General features: G+C 70.3%; 15 protein-coding genes. 1 reads left to right on the top strand and 14 read right to left on the bottom strand.

Features of this window, described 5'->3' with window-relative positions:
- Positions 1-47 precede the first annotated feature (47 nt).
- From ACZ54P_RS14720 to ACZ54P_RS14655, 14 genes are all read right to left on the bottom strand, one after another.
- Complete coding sequence (locus ACZ54P_RS14720) at positions 48-896, bottom strand: ABC transporter permease (protein WP_465462040.1); 849 nt, start codon at positions 894-896, stop codon at positions 48-50.
- The gene (locus ACZ54P_RS14715) at positions 893-1,879 is read right to left on the bottom strand and encodes an ABC transporter ATP-binding protein (RefSeq protein ID WP_465462039.1); all 987 of its coding nucleotides are present in this window, start codon (positions 1,877-1,879) and stop codon (positions 893-895) included. Before ACZ54P_RS14715 ends, ACZ54P_RS14720 begins: the two co-directional genes overlap by 4 nt.
- Positions 1,860-2,780 (bottom strand): thiopeptide-type bacteriocin biosynthesis protein, encoded by a 921-nt coding sequence (locus ACZ54P_RS14710; RefSeq protein ID WP_465462038.1) that lies wholly within the window; start codon positions 2,778-2,780, stop codon positions 1,860-1,862. Before ACZ54P_RS14710 ends, ACZ54P_RS14715 begins: the two co-directional genes overlap by 20 nt.
- Positions 2,758-5,289: a nitroreductase family protein gene (locus ACZ54P_RS14705; RefSeq protein ID WP_465462037.1), complete on the bottom strand. Its 2,532-nt coding sequence runs from the start codon at positions 5,287-5,289 to the stop codon at positions 2,758-2,760. The genes ACZ54P_RS14710 and ACZ54P_RS14705 overlap by 23 nt, the downstream gene beginning before the upstream one ends.
- A 13-nt stretch (positions 5,290-5,302) precedes the next feature.
- Complete coding sequence (locus ACZ54P_RS14700; protein ID WP_465462036.1) at positions 5,303-7,198, bottom strand: TOMM precursor leader peptide-binding protein; 1,896 nt, start codon at positions 7,196-7,198, stop codon at positions 5,303-5,305.
- Complete coding sequence (locus tag ACZ54P_RS14695; RefSeq protein WP_465462035.1) at positions 7,195-8,766, bottom strand: hypothetical protein; 1,572 nt, start codon at positions 8,764-8,766, stop codon at positions 7,195-7,197. The genes ACZ54P_RS14700 and ACZ54P_RS14695 overlap by 4 nt, the downstream gene beginning before the upstream one ends.
- Positions 8,763-9,869 carry a lantibiotic dehydratase C-terminal domain-containing protein gene (locus tag ACZ54P_RS14690; protein ID WP_465462034.1) on the bottom strand — a complete coding sequence of 369 codons (1,107 nt, stop codon included), beginning with the start codon at positions 9,867-9,869 and terminating at the stop codon, positions 8,763-8,765. Before ACZ54P_RS14690 ends, ACZ54P_RS14695 begins: the two co-directional genes overlap by 4 nt.
- 5 nt (positions 9,870-9,874) lie before the next feature.
- Positions 9,875-12,460 (bottom strand): lantibiotic dehydratase, encoded by a 2,586-nt coding sequence (locus tag ACZ54P_RS14685; RefSeq protein WP_465462033.1) that lies wholly within the window; start codon positions 12,458-12,460, stop codon positions 9,875-9,877.
- 93 nt (positions 12,461-12,553) lie between these two features.
- The gene (locus ACZ54P_RS14680; protein ID WP_465462032.1) at positions 12,554-12,697 is read right to left on the bottom strand and encodes a thiazolylpeptide-type bacteriocin; all 144 of its coding nucleotides are present in this window, start codon (positions 12,695-12,697) and stop codon (positions 12,554-12,556) included.
- A gap of 136 nt (positions 12,698-12,833) precedes the next feature.
- Complete coding sequence (locus ACZ54P_RS14675) at positions 12,834-15,122, bottom strand: AAA family ATPase (protein WP_465462031.1); 2,289 nt, start codon at positions 15,120-15,122, stop codon at positions 12,834-12,836.
- A gap of 52 nt (positions 15,123-15,174) precedes the next feature.
- A complete protein-coding gene (locus tag ACZ54P_RS14670; protein WP_465462030.1) occupies positions 15,175-15,366 on the bottom strand; it encodes a hypothetical protein in 192 nt (63 codons plus the stop codon).
- A 118-nt stretch (positions 15,367-15,484) separates the two neighbouring features.
- The gene (locus tag ACZ54P_RS14665) at positions 15,485-16,477 is read right to left on the bottom strand and encodes a hypothetical protein (protein ID WP_465462029.1); all 993 of its coding nucleotides are present in this window, start codon (positions 16,475-16,477) and stop codon (positions 15,485-15,487) included.
- Positions 16,478-16,946: 469 nt separating this feature from the next.
- On the bottom strand, positions 16,947-17,690 hold the full coding sequence (locus ACZ54P_RS14660; protein WP_465462028.1) for a DJ-1/PfpI family protein: 744 nt from the start codon (positions 17,688-17,690) through the stop codon (positions 16,947-16,949).
- Positions 17,691-17,709: 19 nt separating this feature from the next.
- Entirely contained in the window at positions 17,710-18,672 is a 963-nt protein-coding gene (locus tag ACZ54P_RS14655) for a GlxA family transcriptional regulator (protein WP_465462100.1), read from the bottom strand.
- Positions 18,673-18,743: 71 nt separating this feature from the next.
- Here ACZ54P_RS14655 and ACZ54P_RS14650 point away from each other — a divergent pair, with 71 nt between their 5' ends.
- Complete coding sequence (locus ACZ54P_RS14650; protein ID WP_465462027.1) at positions 18,744-19,199, top strand: hypothetical protein; 456 nt, start codon at positions 18,744-18,746, stop codon at positions 19,197-19,199.
- The last annotated feature ends 92 nt before the right edge of the window (positions 19,200-19,291 follow it).

Genomic DNA, 19,291 nt, shown 5'->3' with positions numbered 1-19,291 from the left:
CCCATGAGTGTCCCATCCGGACTCCGGCGGCCCTCCTCGGCGTCTCCTCAGTCCCTGGCGCGCCTGGTGAAACCCCAGATCCCGATGGCGCCGAACACGATGATCGACAGCAGCAGGCACAGTGCGTCGATCGGTAACGGGATCGACGGGATCCGGGAGATCGACAGATGCGCCCGCATGCCCTCGCTGAGATAGGTCAACGGGTTGAGCGCGCACACCACCTGGTACCAGCGCATCCCGCCCAGCCCGTGCCAAGGGAACTGGGTGGAACCGGTGAACATCAGCGGCGTGAGGACCACCGCGAAGGCGAGTTGGATCCGGCTCGGGGAAACCAGCGTCCCCATCACGAGGCCGAGGGAGGCCCCGCTCAGGCAGCCGAGGGCGAGCAACCCGGTCGTGAGCGGCCAGGCCGCGAGGTTCCAGCTGACCTCGTCGAGCAAGAGCAGGCCGATGGGGATCATCACCACGGCCGCCACGAGGCCGCGAAGCGCGCCGAACACGATCTTCCCGATCGCCACCAGCGCGACCGGCGCCGGTGCGAGCAGCCGGTCGTCGATCTCCCTCGTCCAGGAGAAGTCGACGACCAGCGGGGACGCGGTCCCCTGGAGCGCGGTCAGGAATCCCGACAGCGCGACGATTCCCGGCAGCAGGACCTGGGCGAAGCCGGGCGCCACGAATCCCATGGCGGTCAGCACGTGCCCGAAGATGAACAACATGAAGAACGGCTGGATGAGAACCTGCGCGGCGAAGGAGCCGAGCTGCCGTCCAGTGACGATGACGTCACGCAGAAGCATCATCGCGAAGGTGTGCAGCGCGCCCGTTACGACTTCGAGCCGTCTGATCGACACCGTTGGGAGGTCGGCCCGGGATCGCGCCGGGGCGAGTGTTCGTGTCATCGGAGATCCCGTCCGGTCATGCGGATGAAGACGTCTTCTAGGCTGGGCTTGCCGATCCCGAACTCCTGGACCGCGCCGCCGAACCGGGCGATCACGCCCAGTGCGGGCGGCAGAAGTTCGTCGGGCTCGCGATCGGCGAGAACCCGCAGCCGGACCAGGTCGGCCTTGCGCTCGGCGACCTCGACCTCGCGCACCCTCGGCAGTGTGGCCAGCGCGGCCACCAGCGGGCCGGTGTCGCCGCGGAATCGCACGGCCAGTTCGAGGGGCCGGGTGACCGGCAGCGACCGGGTCAGTTCCTCCGGTGTGTCGATGGTGAGCATCCGGCCGTGGTCGACGATGCCGATCCGGTCGCAGAGTTTCGCGGCCTCGTCCATGTCGTGGGTGGTGAGCAGGACCGTCGTGCCCCGCGTCCGCAGATCCTTGATCCGCTCGTGCACGAACAGCTTGGCCTGCGGGTCGAGCCCGGTCGACGGCTCGTCGAGGAACAGCACCCTCGGGTGGTGCATCAGCGCACGGGCGATCATGATCCGCTGCGCCTGCCCGCCCGACAGCCGGTCCAGCCGCTTGCCTGCCTGGCCGGTCAGCCCCATCACGTCCAGCAGTTCGTCGGCGCGCCGGTTGCGTTCCGCGCGTGGCACGCGGTGGTACCTGGCGTGGAAGAGCAGGTTCTGCCGCACCGTCAGCGACCGGTCGAGGGTGTTGCGCTGCGACACCGCCGCGAACAGCCGGCACGCCGAACTCGGCGACCGGACGACGTCGACGCCGTGGAGCAGCACCGTTCCCGCGGTCGGGCGGATCCGCGTGGTCAGCACCCCGATGGTGGTGGTCTTGCCCGCCCCGTTGGGGCCGAGCAGACCGAAGACCTCGCCCGGCATCACCCGGAAATCGAGCCCGTCCACCGCGGGAGCCGGATCGCTTCGGCGGTAGCGCTTGACCAGTCCGGTGACGGCCAGCGCGGCGAGTTCAGGCGCGTCCACTGACATGTCGTTCCCTTCCGTCCGTCAAGGCGGCCGCGAGCAAATGGGCGACGTAGGCCTCGTCCACGGTGTGCACGCCGAGGCGGTTGTTCGTCATGTGCAGGTACGACCACAGCAGGGAGACGGAACCGACGGCGCGATCGCGCAACTCGCGGCAGTGCGCCGACCAATCGGTCCACTGTGGACCCGGCTGGACCAGACGGCTGAGCTGCTCGGCCGAGCGATCGTAGGTGGCGTCGTACATTTCGTGCAGGCGCTCCCGTGCCGACGGTGGCTCCCACGAATCCCGGTACCGGGCCAAGAACTCGGCCAGCTCCGCGGGGTCGCTCAGGAAGGCGGTGCACAGGATCGCGCTCATCTGCACCGAAAGGCCGAGCCTGGCCGACTTCGTCGAGTACCGGTCGAGCACTTCGAGCACCGCGTCACTGGACCGCTCGAAATGCCACTCCGCCAGCTCCACGCCTTCCACGCCGCCGTAGCGGTCGTACTCCGGGACGTATTTCGCCGGATAGCAGCGATTGGTGGCGCGCTCGGACATCCCGGCCGAACCGTAGGCGAGCTCCCAAGCGGCCTCTCCGTACTCGGCGACGAACATCGCGCGTCTGCTTTCCTGATTCGGCGGTTCGACGGAAAGGCCTTTCGCGGACGGGTTCCGGTCAAGGTATCCGCTCAACCAGCGAGTGCTCAGCCGCCGGACCGTCTCGGTGTCCCCGGCGGCGGGCCGCAACCGGAGGCGGACGTGACTGCCTTCGACCCAGTACCGGATGAAGAACCAGCCGACGATGAGCCGTCGCAGGCGTAACCGCCGCACCAGCGGGGCCACGGCCTCCCGCAGCAGCGGATCGGGACTGTCCGGGTAGTGCAGGTGCAGGGCGAGCCAGGGGTCAGCGGTATTCGGCGTTGGCACGGTTCTCCCTCCCGAGCAGGAAACAGACCAGCGTGCGTTCACCGTTGCCCGTGAGCCCCAGCGCCTCGTCGACCACGAGGTGATCGAGACTGAGGATGGCGCCACAGCCGAGCCTGGCCGCGGCGGCGGCCAGGTAGCACGACTGCACGACCTGGCCGGCCGCGGCGTTGAGGATCCGGTGCCCGCGCGGGCCGAACCGGTCGACGAGATCGTCCAGGTCGCCGGAGACCACCAGCACCGCCGCGGCCTGCTGCAGGCTGTAGTTCGACGTCCTCCTGGTGATCGCGGCGAGGGTGTCCCGCCACCGCGCCGCCGACGGGGTCGGACCGGCCGCGCGCAGGCCGCTGCCGGGTCCGTCGTACCGATATCCGCCCGGCGCCAGCCCGTCGACGTTGGTGGCCAGCACCGAGAGTCTCGTCCAACCGCCGGTGGAGCCCTCGGCACGGAGGTCGTCGTCGTGCAGCCGGGTGCGGTGCACGAGGTCGAGCACCTTGCCCAGTTCGTGCCGTCGCACCGGCTGCTCGATGGTCAGCCCGCCGAAACTGGACCTGCGACGGTCCATCAGCACGTCCGCCGACTCGTCGCAAGGCCGTCCGGGCATGCCCGGCACAGACTCGAGCAGGACCGGATCGGGACGACGCCGCCCGGAGAGGAGCGTGGTGCGGTGTACTTCCTGGGTCCAGGAAAAGCGTTGTACGGTGCGGGAAGTCTCCACCGGTTCGGCGGGCGGCAGCGCCGGGACCGGTTCCGGCGCCTGCCCGGCACCGGACCGCCACGGCAGCGGGAGCACCGCAAGCACGGACTCGTCCTCGACGTCCACTCCCAGTACGGAATCGACCGCCTCGTCGTCGAACCACAGCAGATGCCGCAGCGGCACGTCGATCCCGTCCGCCAGCGCGCCGATCGCGCCGAGCAGCACCCCGACGTCGAGGGTGCCGACCTGGTAGGCGAAGTTGGCGTATTTGAAGGCGTTGTTCCAGAACCGCAGCGTGATCACCAGGAACTGGTCGGTGCGGTCCGCGTCCGGATGCCGGACCGCGGCACGGATCGCCTCGGTCCGGTCGCCGGTCCTGATGTGGTCGAAGGCGTGCTGCGCGGTCGAATAGTGGTGCACTCCCGGCGCCACCGCGCCGTTCGGCCCCGCCACCAAGTAGAGCCGCAGGGGATAGAGGCCACCGCCGCCTGCCGCGCCGCGGTGCCAGTTCGCCAGCGGGTAGCGGCTGAAACCGGCGTTGGACTGGGCAGAGTCGAACCGCAGACGACGTCCTCGCGGGCCGTAGGAGGCGCGCAGCAGCCAGGCCAGTGTGTCCTGGTCGAGCGCCCGGGTTCCGGCCCCGCGTTCACCGAACGGCCGCGCGGCGGGCGGTGGCGATTCGGGCAGCGGCCGCAACAGGCCGCCGGTGAAGGACGGGAACAGCGCCGGACGGTCGGACCACCGCACCACCCGGTCGGTGGGCGGGAGCGGGTCGGCGATCACGGCGTGCACGGCGGCCGCATAATCCTGCACGGTCGCTCCCCGCCGGTCTGGCACGGTCTGAAGATCCGGCGGCCCCAGGGTGGCCGGGATCGAAGGCGGCGGGGCCGCGTTCGCACGGCAGGCGGGGCAACCAGCGGTGACCCGGTGAGTGACGGCGCGCAGCGTCCGCAAATGTTGCACGGTGGCGACGCTTTCATCGCCGGAGATCCCGGTGAGCAGCCGGAACGCCTCGAACGCGAGCGTCGCGCCGAGAGACCTCGCCAGCGTAGGCGTGTACCCGACCGAGGCCGGGGTGTCGACAGGCCCGACGGCCGCCCACGCACAGCACAGACCGAGCGCTTCTCCCGCTCGTACGGCGGGCCCGAGGACCACCCAATCGCCACGGGCGGCCAGCGACAGCAGGGCTCCCGTGCGGGGTGCGGTGGGCAGCGGTCCTCGGTCACCGCATGCCAGCACCAGGTCGTAGCCGTCGTCGGGACGAGCCCGTGGATCCCATCGGACCACGGAATCAGCCTCGGCCCGGACGAGATCGAACTCCGGGCCGTCGTCGGCCGCGATCAGCACCGAGCCCGCGCCGTTGCGCACCAGCCCGAGCGCGGCGGCGGCGAGGGCGGGACCGGAACCGGTGAGCAGGATCCGTGCCGACCGAAACCTCCCGAACGCACGGGCCGGCTCGTCGGTCAGATGCGCGAGGTAGCGGATCTGGTCGAGGAACCGCGCCAGGACGTCGGGCGCCAGGTCTCCCGGATCGAGGTCGATGAGGAAGCCGCGTTCGAGCAGTTCGGCGAGCAGGTCGCAGATCCGGTCGCGGGCGGCGGCGGTCAGCCCGGCGCAGATCTCCGCCGTCGTCCGGGTGCCGTCCAGGTGACCGCGGAGCCGGTTGAGGAGCCGGTAGGCCTCGTCGCCGGTGAGATGGGCCTTCTCGACTTCGCTGGTCAGCAGCACACCCCGGGCGTCACGGAGCATCACCGTGTCCGCCCGCAGCAAGGGATGGACACCGAGCAGGGCGGGCCGGGTATCGACGAGGGGCATGCGGGACTCCGGGTCAGTTGAAGGGATGCGGGTGCCGGGGCAGATCCGTGAGGGTGAGGACAGCCGGTGTCCGGCCGAGCAGCTGTGGCACGGTCAGCAGGCGGGGTGTGTTCGCGGTGGCGCGGTGCAGATGCCCGAAAGTCAGCCGGAGCGTTCCCGCCACCACGACCTTCACCGCGTGCAGCCCCAGCCCGCGGCTCCGGTCGTCCGTCTGATCCACCACCACGATGTCCAGGCCGTGTCCGGCGATCCGGTCCACCAGCCCGGTCAGCACCCGCGTCAAATCCGTCTCCGGTTCCGGTGGTTCCGGCAGGACTTCCTGATAGGGCAAGGGACTCGACATGGTCGGGTCCGTGAGCAGGAACTCGTGGAGCTTCCGCGCCGACGGCAGGCCGTGCAGGTCGATGTGATCGTCCAGCCGCCGGACCCGTGCCGGATCTTCGAGCATCCGCTCCAGCCGGTGCCGTTCCTCGGCGTCCGGGGCGGGCAGATCGGCGCGGCGGAACGCACCGACCGCCGTTTCGACGGTCGCCGACCGGAGCGCGACCAGCGGATCCGGATGGGCTCCTGCGGAGAAATAGACCTGGGGCAGCGGGGAACGTTCGGAGCGCTGCCGGGCCAGGGACAGCACGACCGGGATCCCGAACTCGGTGGTCGCGTCGAAGAGCAGGAGTTCGTAACCGATGCGGGCGAGAGCGTCGGCGAGGTGGCCGGCGAGGTCGTCCCCCGCGGGCGGCGCGATCCGGCGCAGCGGCGCGTTGGCGTACCACGCCATCAGGAAGGCGTCCCGCTCGACGACTTCGAGCAGCCCCGCCAGCGCGGCCTCTTCGAGACTGTTGCCCAGCCCGTTGCCGTTGCTGTTGCCGACGAGGACCCGTGGTGTCTCCGGCCGGGCGGGGACACCGTAGTAGACGAAGTGCTCAGGAACCGCGAGCGGCCGCTTCCTCGTCATGGACCAGCCGTGGACCCAGGTGATCGGCAGGTCCGGCCGGTACGGCGTGCAGGCGTCGGAAAGGCCGGTGAACTCCGGGTCCGGCAGGCCCAATGACGCCGGGTCCACCGCCCTGCCCGGGCCGAGGTCGGCGAACGACGCCCGCAGTACGGTGCGGCGGCCGTGCGGGCGCAGCGCGAGCCTGCGTTCCAGCGCTTCGAACACGGCCACCCGCTCGGCGTCGGCCACGGTCGCCGACCTGCCGAAACTCCACTCCCGCACCTTGCCGACCACGGTGGCGGCGGAGACCAGCGGCATCGGCGACCGGTCCGTGCGGCCAAGAGCCGTCACCGGCCCGAAGAACGAGTCGGTCGCCGCCTCGACGAAGGAAGGGTCTGCGGTGAGCCGGTTTTCCTGCCGGAACTCCCCGCGGGGTACCGGCCGCGGCAAGGGAGCGAAGTGGACCGATTCCGGTTCGTCCGCGGGCAGTGGGGCGCATTCGGGACAACCCGGCCGGATCGGGACGGTACACGTCGTGAGCGTGCCGTCCCGGTTGTCGAATTGCCACAGCCGGGAGGCTTCGGGCTGCGCGGTCAACTGCCGGACGAGCGCGGCCAACGCGGGAAACGACGCGGGCGGGAACACACCGCCTGACTTCGCGTCGGGATCGGCGGGCAGATCCAGCGCGTGGACGCGGCCGAGTTCGGCACAGCGGACGCAGCCTGCCAAGCCGGGTCCGGTGATCGGCCCGATCACGGTGAAGACCCCATCGGCTCGCACGGGCAGGAACCGCGCACCCGCCGCGGTGATGTCACCGGCCAGCTCTTCCAGACCTGCCGGGGTCCACTCGTCCAGCGCGGCCACGACGAGGGCGCCGGGGACGGGTTTCGCCGCGAGTCCGATCCGGACGGCCGGATCGGACGGCTCGCCGCGCAGCCACTCTGAGCACGGCCCGGCTTCCCGCAGATCGGGTGTCATGGCGTGCTCCCCAGGTCGAGCGCGACGAACCCGGTCGCCCGCAGCGCGGCGGCCAGTCCGGGGGCATCCGCTCCGTCGGCGGGCCGCGGCGGCCGGGCGCCCGGCAGTGCCCGGCGCAGGCAGCGCTGCAACTCCGGCTCGCGGTCCCTCGACGGCGTCCACAGTTCCGGCGCGGGCCCGCCTACTGGCAGCGTGGCCCCGCACGACAGGAACGGTTCCGCCGGGGGAGTCAGTCCGCCCCGGCGGGCCTGCTCGGCGCCTGCCGCCCCCAACCAGGCGTGAGCCGCCGCGTCGTCCGCCGTTCCCTCCACTGCTCGGGACAGCACTTCGGCCCCATCGGTGACGACGGCGACGAAGACGCCGTCCGCGGGCCGCGCGACCCGGCAACGGGCATCGAGTCCGAATCGGACAGTCACTGTGGACAGCCAGCGAGCCGCGGCGGTGTCCGGACCCGGCCGGTACTCGTCGCCGTCGAGGAGCGGCGTGCGGCCGAGCATCACCCGTCGCCAGACGATCCCGGTGGCGTGGAGTTCGTCGCCACCGACCGCGGTGCCCCGGGCACCGTCCGGGTCGAGCCTGCGTTCGGCAGCGGCCAACCCGGCTGCGAGCCGGGCCGCGTCGACCGTCGTTCCCCAGGCGGGTATCTCGTCGGCGACGGCCATGCCCAGCGGAACCTGCCGCAAGGTGGTGAATTCCGGCGCGGCCAGCGAGCCGAGTTCGGGGTCGCACAGCGCGTCGAGAGCGGTCATCGCGGCGGTGAGATCCCTTGGTGACGTCGTGGACCCCACCGGCCAGGGATGCGACGTGGCGCGCAGAGGATCCGGCCGCGCGAGAAGGATTCGGGGCCAAGGGGTGGGCGGTTCCGGCTCCGGATCCGCGACCTGCCGCAGTAACCGTTGTACGACGAGGGAACCCACCAGTTCGGCGACCCCGCTTTCCGGAACGGACGTGTCGAGCGCGAGCCGGTCGGCGATCGAGCCACCGTCGTTCATCCCGGCCTGGCCGGCGAACCCCATCCGACGGTCCGCGCCGGCGAAAGCCAGGAATTCGGCTCCCACGTCGTCGGCGGCCCGCACGAGGACGAGCCTCGGATCCTGCCCGGCGCGACGGTGGATCGGTAGTCCGCTCAGCGCGAGTGCTGTGGCGGCCGCCTCGGCGACCGGGCCGGTGCCGAAGACGGTGAATCGGCAAGTGACACAACGGTTCCAGGCCTCGGCCGGCGCTACCGTCACCTGTTCGAGCCAAGCCGCGAAGTCCGGCGTGGGACACGGGATCGTATGCTCCGCCCATCCGGCGGGCGATGTCAGCAGCATGCCGTGCTCGTCGAGACTGTCGAGCAGTCCGCGCACGATCCGGCCCGCCTTGCCGTTCGAGCAGACGGATTCGACGGCGCCGGGGCTGAGGCCTCCGGCCAAGGCCGGGGAGATCCGGTGCCAGAGAACCGAGAGGTCCGGGCCGCCGCTCGCGATGAACGTGCCCAGCGGGCCACGGAACAGCAGGCCGTCGGCCGTGGACGTCGTCCGGACTCCCGGCCGCAGCCGTCGCACGGACTCCCGCACGGCGGTCATCGAGGACCCGCCGCGAGTTGCTTGCGCCGCGCCCGCTCGATACGCGCCCGCCAGTCCAGGCCGGTGATCGATTCGACGGCCCGGCAGACCAAGGCTGCCGCGAGATAGCGTTCAGCGGGCCGGACGTCGCAGACGGCCAGCAGCGAGTACAGGATGTTCATGACGAAACGCTCGATCTCGAATTCCCGGCGGTCGCCGGTGTCCGGGCTCCAGACCTCTCCCAGCAGCCGATGGAACTCGCTGACGTCCTCCCGCAGGTAGGTCCGTGCCGTGATCGGATCGCCGAAGGCGGCCGCCCTGGCCTGCGTTTCCCGCCCGTCCGCGGACCGGAGCTCGCCGCGGTCGTACGCCGCCGCGGCGACGGCTCTCGCCGCGTTGCCCCAGGAACGCCAGGCGGCCACGAGCGGCTCGTCGAGGTCGGCGGCGTGCCGGACGATCCGGCGGGCCCGGTCCGCGTGTGCCTGCCAAAGCGTGTCGTGCCGGGCACGGATCCGGCCGTCCTCGTCGGTGACGTGCAGATGCGCCTCGAGGTGGGATTGGTAGGAGAAGTAGCGCTTGTCCAGCCCGCCGGGACTCGCCTCGGCGTGCGCGCTCAACACGGTCATCACCGCCCGGACCCGCGCCCCCGTCCGGTCCGTGTGCCTGCCCGCGTCGGCGACGGTGACGGCCACGGCGGGAACGCCCAGTGCCAGCAGGTGGTCACGGATCGCCGCGGTGGCGGGCCCGCCGGGGAACCTGGCCTGTGTCGCGGGGTCGGGGTCCTCGACGTGCACGCTGTTGTCCGGATGAAACGGCCCATAAGGCGGCGGCACGAGTTCGGCCCGCCCGGCGGCCGTCGCCAGCGCTTGAAGGTCCACTTCGGACAGTGAGGCACGGGAAGGGTGCCGACGTAGGTGCCGCTCCAGCGCGGTGGCCAGCCGCTCGGCCGAACCTGCCGGACCGGACACCCTGATCCGCAGATGCGGGCCGTGCAGCCAGCCGCGTTCCAGATGCGCGGTCATATCGGTCAAGGCGGCGAGGGTGGGAAACACCGCCTCGCGCAGCAACGGTGCTTGAAGGGGAGCGTGGTAGTGGCAGACCACGTCCCGCACGATTCCGGCCATGTCGGTCACATCCCTCTTCGATGGGTTTCGACCACCAGTTCGGTGGTCCGGCCGAGGCAGGGCGCCGGCAACGCCTCCTCGACCTGGACCGGCCCGTCGTGCTGGTCCAGGAGTTTGGCCAGACACCGCAGGTGCAGCGCGTTGCCGAGATCGACGAACTGCGGCTTCGGCGGCACCACGTACCGGCGCGGCTTCTCGGCCGCCGCACCAGGTGGCTGCCTGACGCCCGACACGAAGACCTTGTCCGGCAGGTCGAGTTCCGCGCGACGGCGCGCCACCGCGGCCGCGGTGGAACCGGTTTCGAGAGCGTGCACCCATTCCGCGGTCGTTTCGGCGTCGAAGTCCCAGGTGCGCCTGGCGAGGACGAGGTCCCGGAACCGGAGCCGGGCGCGGCTCCGGACGGAGTGGCGCCCCACTGTCGCCGTCTCGACCGGGGCGATCTTGGCGAAGCCGGCTCGGTCGGCGGTGAGGTCGAGGTAGTACGGGGCGACCCTGTCCGGCAACGCGAGCTGGACCAGGAAACCGATGTACAGCACGTTGAGCGGCGCGCCGGTGGCGACGACGTGGAGTCGGACGGTGTCGGTCGCCGGATCGTGCACGATCTCGAGGTCTTGGTCGCCGAGGGTCGACCACGCCGGGTCTTCACCCACTTCGTCGGCGAAGAGCAGCGGGTGCAGGTTGGCGTTGAACCCGTTCACCGGCCGGAACTGCGCGGTCCGTTCGCCGTCGAGCGTCCGGTTCAGCCTGCTGGCGACCGCGTCCCGCAGGCCGGGCCCGAAGACGTCGAGGAATCGGGTGGTGAACCGGCCCCAGCCGCTGTTGACCGAGTTCAGGCACCAGCCGCGCCTGCCGTCTTCGTCGAACGGCTGCACGAAATGCGAGTACGACGCGGGCCGTCGCAAGAGCCACCTCGGAAGGCGTTCGGCCACGTGCCCGATGAGATCGTCGGACAGCCACACCTCTTTCCCGCCGCCGGATCCCGCGGTCGCGGTGACGTCCCGGCGCAACGCGGCGAGATCGGCGACCTCGTCGGGCAGTGTCTCGCCCAGTGGGAGGCGGACCATGCCGTCCGTACCCACCGCCATGGCGGTGTCCCACAGCTGGGCGGCGTCGGCCACGAGGTCGGCGACCCGGCAGCGTCCGCCGGGGCCGAACCGGGCCAGCAGCCGGTGCCGCACCAGTGCGCGCAGTACCGCGCCCTCGTTGAGCAGTTCGGTCAGCGGGGCGAGCCGGGTCAGGTCTTCGCGGATGTCCGCGCCGACTTCGGCGCCCAGCCGGAATCTGGCGGGCAGCAGCACGTCTTCCCGGAGCGGCATCGTCGCCGGGCGAGGAGTGCCGAGATCGGCGAACACCGCCGTCCATTCGGCGTCGAGGTCGCGGATGGCCTCGGGACGGCTCGCGGCCGGAAGACACGCCACATCGAGGCCCGCGCGGTGGATCCGGCGCAGGCGGGCGGCTTGGTCCTCCCGGCCCGACGCGGTCAGCCAGTCGGCCAGGGCGGGCAGCGGATCGGGCAGCTGGGGATCGACGGGCGAGATCGGGATCAGCACCTGCTCGTCGGCGAGCCGGTCGAGGTAGGCCCGGACCGGCGCTCCGGAAGCGGAGGGCGGCAGCAGCTCGCCGAGTGCCGTGGCCAGCTCCGCGAGGGTCCGGCCCGGTGCGCCGGCAGCTCGGACGTCGGCCAGTACCAGGTCGAGCGTGGCGTTGCGAGGAAGCCGGACACGCTGTTCGCGAGCGGCGACGTAGTTGCTCTTCACCTCGAAGTCGTCGCGCAGGCAGCTGAAGCGGTCCGCGTCCAGCTGTACCGCGGGTGCGAGCCGGTGTGGCAACGACCAGCGGAGACCCGGCTCGGCGAGCAGCGCCCGAAGCAGGGGGCTGACCAGTGTCTGATTGGGGAGAACGTGGGCGACCAGGTCGAGTTCACCGGTGATGTCGCCACCTGGCGCGTCCCAGGTTCCCCAGCCGACGGCGGTGAACCATGACCACGGGCTGGTCTTCGTGGCGGCACGCAGCGCATACCGCAGCACCTTGGCCTCGGCCTTCCTCGCCTTGGCGCCGTAGCGCGGATCGGCGACGTCGGCGAGGCCGTGCAGCAGATCGACACTCGACAAGGCCACGGCCCGCCGCAAGTTCTCATCGGCCGCCCGCAGGCTCAGCCGGCTCCGCTCGGCGGCCAATGCTTCGGCCTGTGCCGGTCCGAGTTCGGCGCGCAGGCGCTCGCGCTTGTCGATCAGGTCCAGCCAGTCGGCGAGTGAGGGCAAGCGACCGATCAGCTCTCCGGCGGCCGCGCGCAGTAGTGGCCGAGGTGCCCGACCGTTGTGCAGGTCTCGCCGTAACGGGATCGCCACTCGCCGGTGCAGCTCGCCGGGTAGCCAGGATCTGGCGTCGTGCAATTGCTGTCCCAAAGGCCCCGAAGCGAAGGAGATCAGCCGTCGTTCACAGGCGGCGAGCTCATGCGACAGCCGTCGGAAATGGGTGTTCTCGACGCTTTCCTGCCATAACCCGGAAAGTGTTGTTCGAACCATGGCGTAGGGAGCGATCTCTGTTCGCCCGATCACCGATTCGGTGACGAACAAGTGATGTTGCCGCATGCCTCGCTCCTTCCTGCCGTTTTCTTCATCGGGGAGGTGTCACCCCGGCGGTCGCCGCCGGGGTGACACCTGTTAGTCAGGGTTCCGGTGAGATCACACGGGGTCGCTGCACGAACCGGTGTTGGTGCCCGTTCCGCTGTTGCCCGAGGAGGCGGCGGTTTCCGGCAGTGCGACGGTGTCGCGCAGCGACGTGACGTCGAGCTCGTCCAGGTTCAGGTCGTCCAGATTGAGGTTCATTTCTTCTCCCTTTTCGCGGAAACCGATCCAACTTTCCGGAAGGTTTCATCCGGTGAAATAAATCTATCCTCGGGTCGCTATCGGTACATGGGCAATTCCTGCCTATATTGGTTTCGTGAACGGTTGGCCGGCACGCTCAGCGGCCGGTACCGCCCACCGAAAGCTCCGGAAGAAGGCCGAGGTCGATCGCGGCGGACACGGCAGCGCTCCGGGAACCCACGGCCAGCTTGGTCAAGATGGCGGCGACGTGGTGATCCACCGTGCGAACCGACAGCTGCATGCGTTCGGCGATGCCCGCGTTGCTCAGCCCGGACGCGACACAGGTCAGCACCTGGGCCTGGCGGCGGGTCAGTCCCGCCGCATTCGCCGCTGTCGTCGGCCGGGGGCCGCGCGGGATCCGGCGGACACCGTTGCGCCGCAAGTGTTGCCGCAGCCGCCGTGAGGCACCATTGGCACCGAGCCCGTCGAACATCTCGAGTGCGCGCAACGCGCCTTGCTCGCCACTCATCGCCAGACTGTCGGCACGTTCGTAGATGCCGCCCAGTTCGGCCCAGGCGTCCGACGCTCGCCGCCACTGTCCGGCAGCCAGCAGCCGGTACGGTTCGGCGAACCACTCGAGGGCGGGCGTCACTTCTCCCGCCCGACGCAACCACAGCGCCAGTTCCCCGGCGTACCAAGGGTGTCTTGCCCGTAAGGCCAGCCGGAACACCGGCCTCAGCTCGTCCGCTCCAGGACCGCGATCGCCGCTGAGCCACGCGGACTCGGCCCGCGCCACGGCGAGCAGCACGCGATCGCGCAGGAGTTCGGGTTCCGTGCTCGCGGCGAGCGCCGTGGTAGTGCCCCGGCGGGCGCTCAACCGCGCGAGCACACAACGAGCAGGCAGGAGTTCCCCGGCGGCGAGCGCGTCTTCTTCCGCGCGCGCCCAGTCTCCCGAAGCGAAGTGCGACCAGGACCGGATCGAGAGCAGCTGACGCGAGGCGGACGCGAGCCGATGTCCGGTCGCGATGGCGAACGCGCGCACCAGGTCTCGGCCACACAGGTCGAGTTCGCGCCGGCCGGCTTCGTCCGAACACAGCTGGGTCAGGACGCGGACGGCGTCGGTGACCCGATCATGGTCTTGAAGCCGGCGAACGGCATTCAGCAGATCCGGTCTGGCCGAAGGGTCCTTGCTGTACTCGACCAGTGCGCGCACCGCTTCGGCTTGTGCGATACCGAGCGGGTCCGCCAGTTTCCCGGCCAGGTCGACCGTGTTCCGGACGGCGATCTCCGCCTCGGCGGACCTGCCCGCCAGGACGTCCAACTCGGCGCGCACACAGCGGGCCGCGACCAGCTGGGCACTCGCCCCGCGGGCAGCGGCGGCCGATTCGGCATCGGAGGCGGCCGCTCTCGCCTCGGTCACCCGGCCCAGGTCCCGGTAATACCCGGCCAGCGCGACGAGGTCTCCGCAGGCGCGGGCGTGCTGGATCAACCGGCCGGCATCGGGGGAGTCCCTAGTGGACAGTTCTGCCAGCATCCGCCGATGGAGCGCGCGCCTGCGATGTTCCGGCAAAGACCCCTCCACCACCAGTCGCAGCAGCTCGTGACGGAAGAAGAGCCGATCTCCCCGCTGCTCCAGCAAACCGGTGTCCAGCAGTTCTTCGCGACCCGCGAGCAGACCTGCCTCGACCCCATCGGGACTCACGGAGACCTGGTTGACGAGGTCGATCGCCGCCGGCCCCGCGACGGCGAGCCGGGAAGCGACCAAGGCCCGCAGCCTGATCGACTCGGCGGCCGAGTCCCCGTGCCGGGCGATCTCGCCGATCAGCAACGGGTTCCCGCCGGTGTGCCGTCGCAGTTCGACGACGGTCGTCGACAGCTCGGCCGCCAAGGCTTCGATGGTCGTCTCCGCCAGGGCGGGCACGGGAAAGTGGCGAATCCGGTCCGACGGTATCCCGGCGAGTACCGCGTGCAGCCCGTGCGCTCCGCTGATCTCCTCATCGCGGTACGTGACCACGACCGACGCGTCGATCTCGTCCAGTCTGCGCGCGACGAACGACAGCAGATCGAGTGTCGCGTCGTCCGCCCAGTGCACGTCCTCCAGCGCGAGGATCGCCGGCCTGGTACGTCCGCGCAGAGCGGCCAGGAATCCGTCGAACAGTTCGGCGCGGCCCCCGGCGGGCGCGGCCAGCGCCACGCCACCGGAGCGGGCCAGGTCGAACAGCGGAGAGAGCGGCCGTGCGGCGCCGAACGGGTCGCAGCGGCCGTACAGCACGTCGGCACCGTCCGCGGCCTTGTCCAGGAAAGCGCGCAGCAGGGTCGATTTCCCGCTGCCCGCCTCCCCGGTCACCACGGCGATCCGCACCGGAGCGGCCCCGTGTGCGATGGCGACCAGCTCGGCCAGGACACCGTGGCGCTCGGCGAAAACACCGCCATCGTGCGCTGTCATCGGTCCCCCTCAGGACGACGAACCCCTCACGAGAGAAAACCGTGCCGTGGGATCAGCTGTCGCCGGGCGGGGGAGTACAAGGTGTGGCCGAGCGGACACCCGCGCAGTCCCACATGAAACCCGTGCCCGGCGGGTCCGTCGGATTCGGGACGTCGTCGGCGAGCGCGGGTGTCGCCGCGCCCACCGAGAGCACCAAAGCGAGCAGGGCACCGGTAGCGATTCTTCGGAACTGTTCGGTCCTCATTTTCCACCCCTCGTTCTCGACTGCGTTGAGCAGACTTTGTCAGGTGAGAGGGATGCTCGGAAGCCTTCCGCTGGTCAGCAAGAGGACACCTGTTGGCAAGAAGGTGACTGTAATGAGGTCAGATCCAGCCGCGGCGTGCCGCTTCGACACCCGCCTCGAACCGGCTGCCGGCGCCCAGTTCCGTCATCAGCCGCGCCACCCGGCGGCGGAGATGGCGAACGGATACGCCGATCACGCGCGCGGCGACCTCGTCGGTGCTGCCCTCCGCCAGTAACGCCAGCACCTTGCGGTCTTCGCCGGTCGGCCCTGCCGCACCCGCGTCGGTCTTCGGCGGCGGGTACACGGATGCCTCGTTCCACAACCGGTGGAACAGCCTCAGGAAACCCACGATGAGGCCGGGCTGGCGGACGATCAGCGCTCCTTGCCCGCTGTTCTGCGGATCGATCGGCAGCACGGCCACGACGTCGTCCATGATGACCATCCGCTCGATCGGATCGTCCGTGACCCTGATCTCCGCGCCGGCCGCGGTCACCTCCTGTACGTAGCCCAGGAATACCTCGTCGTCGAGCGCGCCGGTGTTGTAGATGGTGCGGACGGCGATGCCGCGGCGCAGGCCCCGCAGGTCCAGGGGCTTGCTCGCTTCGATCGCCGAGCGGCTGATGGACGCGCCGGGTTGCACGGACCAGACGCTGCGCCGGGTGAAGAACGCCAGTTCCGAGAGCCGCTGGCGGACCTGGTCGAGATCCTCGATCCGCTCCAGCCCGGTCGCGGGGTCGACCGACCAGGGACGGGCGGAATACCGTTCGGTCAGCTTGGCGACCTCGGCCCGGGTGTCGCCCACCTTCCGCTGCAGGTTCAGCAGTTCGTCCTCGCGACGCTCGATCAGCTCGCCGAGCGCGGACGCCGGATACTTCAGCGTCACCCCGGCAGGCGCCCCGTCGTCCGGTGTCGCCACGTCGAGTTCGGCGAGCGCCGTCAGCGCGGCGGCGAGCTCGTCGGCTTCGCAAGCTAGAGCGGACGACAAGGCGGCGACGTCCAACTCCGGGTTGTCCAGAAGCGCGCGGTAGACACGTTCCGCGAGCGGTGTGAAGCCGAGATCGGTCAGAGCCACCGAGTACCTCTGCGTGACCGGTTGCTGACACGCCTGGCAACTACCTGACCACTCTCGGCACACCATCGAGCGGCGGAACGCGTCATGATGGGCGACGACGGAAGGAACGACGGAGGCGTGGCCGAGATATCCCTTCGCCAGGTCAGTCCAGGCGCCAGCGATCCGGCGATAGTCGCCGCACGCCTTTGCCTCGAGCTAGGACTGGCCTGCTGTGTCACCATCAGTCCTGACCTCCACCACGTGCGGGTACATACCGCCGTGGGTTGTCCGGAGGCGGCCGACACCATCTCGATGCTGCTTACGGAGCCACGATTCCATGGCTGGCGACTGGACACGGAGACCGTGCGCCGAGAGACCGGCCGGTTCGATCATACAGCCGATTCGTGATGGCCTCCCTTATTCGGCGGGCAGCGGGAGTACCTGGTCGCTATGCCGATTCCGATGCCTGAATCCCCGGCGACCCCGTGTGCTACTCCTGTGAATCGGCGAGCAATTTCAGCGCGAGCGCCTTGAGTTCCGGACTCGCCGTCGCGGCGTCGCCGGAGTCGAAGGGCGGCCGCGGGTCGTATTCGACGGCGAGCTGGATACCGCGAGCCGTCTCCTCGCCGGCCAGAAGCGACGCGAGATGGAGTGCGAGGTCGATGCCGGCGGAGACGCCCGCCGCGGTGACGACCTTGCCGACCTGAACGTACCGCTCGGGCACGTAGCGCACGCCGAAGGTCTTCTCCAGATAGTCCGCCGAGGCCCAGTACGTGGTGGCCCGGTCGCGGAGCAGCCCGGCCGCGCCGAGGATCAGTGATCCGGTGCACACCGACGTGGTCCAGGTCGTGCGCCGATGGATGCGGCGGATCCAGTCGAGCAGCACCGGGTTCTCCATGGCGGCGACCGTGCCGAGATTCCCGGCGCCGGGAACGAGTAAGACGTCCAGGCGGTTCACCTCGGCCACCGAACGCTCCGCCAGGAGCGCGACGTCCCGGGTGTCCGTGCGCACCGGACCGCGGTGCTCGGCGATCATCGTCACCGTCGCGCCGGGCAGCCGGGACAGCACCTCGGCCGGACCGGTCGGATCCAGCAGGCTGAAGCCGTCGTAGAGCAGGATGCCGATTTTCGGGCCTTTGGTGTCCGCTTGAGCCGTCCCGGCGCCGAGCCCGAACGCGGCGGCCGCCGCGACACCGGTCAGTACTGTTCTGCGGGTGGTCTTCGCACTGTTCATGCCGCGGATCCTGGAGTGCTCACGCGCCGATCGGGCGTGGCATGTCCGTCATCCTGCGAAGCGTGTCCCCGGTGAGCCCGTAGTGCCGGCGGAACGCCGTTCGCAGGGTTTCCGCCGAGGCGAACCCGCATCGTCGCGCGACCGCCGAGAGCGGTAACGCGGTGGACCGCACCAGCTGGGCGGCGGCCTCGGTCCTGGCCGTCCGCACGGTACGAGCCGGTGTGCTGCCCAGATGTGCGGTGAACAAGCGGTTGAGGTGCCGGGTGGTGACCCCGGCCCGCACCGCCAGTGCCGACGGGCTCAGGTCTTCGGCGAGGTGCGCGGCGATGTAGCCCAGCAGATCCCGCACGACCCGGTTGCCGGGCGGCGGGGCGGCCAGGAACGTGCTGATCTGGGCCTGGTCACCCGGCCGGTGCAGATATGTCACCAGCTCACGGGCGACCTCGCGGGCCAGCGTCGGACCGTGGTCGTCCTCGATGAGCGCGAGGGTGAGATCCAGCGCGCTGATCACCCCGGCCGAGGTGAAGACGTTGCCGTCACGAAGGTAGAGCGGGGCGGGATCCACTGTCACCGCGGGAAAAGTGGCGGCGAGCAGCTCGCTGTAACCCCAATGTGTGGTGACCCGCCGGTCGTCGAGCAGACCGGCGGCCGCCAGCACGAACGTGCCCGTGCACACCGAGGCGACCCGCCTGCTTCGTTCGGCCAGCCGCCGCACCTGTGTCAGCAATCGCTCGTCCGTCGAGGCCGCCTCCGTTCCCGCGCCGCCGACCACGAGCATCGTGTCCATCCGCCCGGACACCTCGGCCAGGCGCCGGGCGCCGGCGAGCATGATCCCCGCCGAACTCCGCGTCGTGCGCCCATCGACCGTGGCCAGCTCGACGACATAGGGCGGGGCGGCGCCGTGCGAGTTCGCGATCTCCAGCGCCCCGCTGGGACAGGCCACATCGAGGATCTGCGCGTCGTCGAACGCGACGATCACCATCCGGCGGACCGGTTCCACTCTTGCTACCACAAGGAAAACCTACCCACCGGGGCGCACCCGCGGCCCACTGCTTGGCTGCACTGCTGACCGAACAGGGGCGTGTCGAGTCCGCCATCCCGCTGCTACGCACCTGCGACGTGCCCGCCATGGCGGAGAACAAATCCGCGGCGGCGGAGTTCCGCTACAGCCGCAAAGGATCCGGCCATACCGCGGGCGGGGTGCGCTTCACGTTCGTCACGCCGTTCCACGTCAACCACCACGGGATTCTCCCGCCGAAGTGCGGGATGCGGCTGACCGACAGCGACCCGCGCGTGCCGGAGATCGTGACGTGCTTCCTGCCCCCGCTGCCACCGGGACAGACCCCGGTCGCTGTCCATCCCGCTCACGCTGGTCCCGGACGCGCCGCACGGTCAGGTCGGCGGCATGGCGCTGGTCGCCCCGGCGGCCGAAGGCGAGGTCGCGGGCACGAGACCTGGCAGATCGACAACTTCCTGCCCGTCACCGTGGTCAACATCTACACACCATGACTCTGCCGACATCCGAAGCGGTGACCTCGTGGCGGCGGGCAACGCTGTACTGAGTCAGCCGATCGCGGTGAAGGTGGCTAGCGGTGCCCCTG

This window comes from Amycolatopsis sp. NPDC034160, assembly GCF_055575355.1.
The sequence above is the reverse complement of the archived record's forward strand: the minus strand, read 5'-3'. Positions and strand labels throughout refer to the sequence as shown.

Bases quoted from the DNA above. Each gene is read 5' to 3' on its own strand.
- ACZ54P_RS14720 (WP_465462040.1), bottom strand. From the start codon at position 896: ATGACACGAACACTCGCCCCGGCGCGATCCCGGGCCGACCTCCCAACG.
- ACZ54P_RS14715 (WP_465462039.1), bottom strand. From the start codon at position 1,879: ATGTCAGTGGACGCGCCTGAACTCGCCGCGCTGGCCGTCACCGGACTG.
- ACZ54P_RS14705 (WP_465462037.1), bottom strand. From the start codon at position 5,289: ATGCCCCTCGTCGATACCCGGCCCGCCCTGCTCGGTGTCCATCCCTTG.
- ACZ54P_RS14700 (WP_465462036.1), bottom strand. From the start codon at position 7,198: ATGACACCCGATCTGCGGGAAGCCGGGCCGTGCTCAGAGTGGCTGCGC.
- ACZ54P_RS14695 (WP_465462035.1), bottom strand. From the start codon at position 8,766: ATGACCGCCGTGCGGGAGTCCGTGCGACGGCTGCGGCCGGGAGTCCGG.
- ACZ54P_RS14690 (WP_465462034.1), bottom strand. From the start codon at position 9,869: ATGGCCGGAATCGTGCGGGACGTGGTCTGCCACTACCACGCTCCCCTT.
- ACZ54P_RS14685 (WP_465462033.1), bottom strand. From the start codon at position 12,460: ATGCGGCAACATCACTTGTTCGTCACCGAATCGGTGATCGGGCGAACA.
- ACZ54P_RS14680 (WP_465462032.1), bottom strand. From the start codon at position 12,697: ATGAACCTCAATCTGGACGACCTGAACCTGGACGAGCTCGACGTCACG.
- ACZ54P_RS14675 (WP_465462031.1), bottom strand. From the start codon at position 15,122: ATGACAGCGCACGATGGCGGTGTTTTCGCCGAGCGCCACGGTGTCCTG.
- ACZ54P_RS14670 (WP_465462030.1), bottom strand. From the start codon at position 15,366: ATGAGGACCGAACAGTTCCGAAGAATCGCTACCGGTGCCCTGCTCGCT.
- ACZ54P_RS14660 (WP_465462028.1), bottom strand. From the start codon at position 17,690: ATGAACAGTGCGAAGACCACCCGCAGAACAGTACTGACCGGTGTCGCG.
- ACZ54P_RS14655 (WP_465462100.1), bottom strand. From the start codon at position 18,672: ATGGTGATCGTCGCGTTCGACGACGCGCAGATCCTCGATGTGGCCTGT.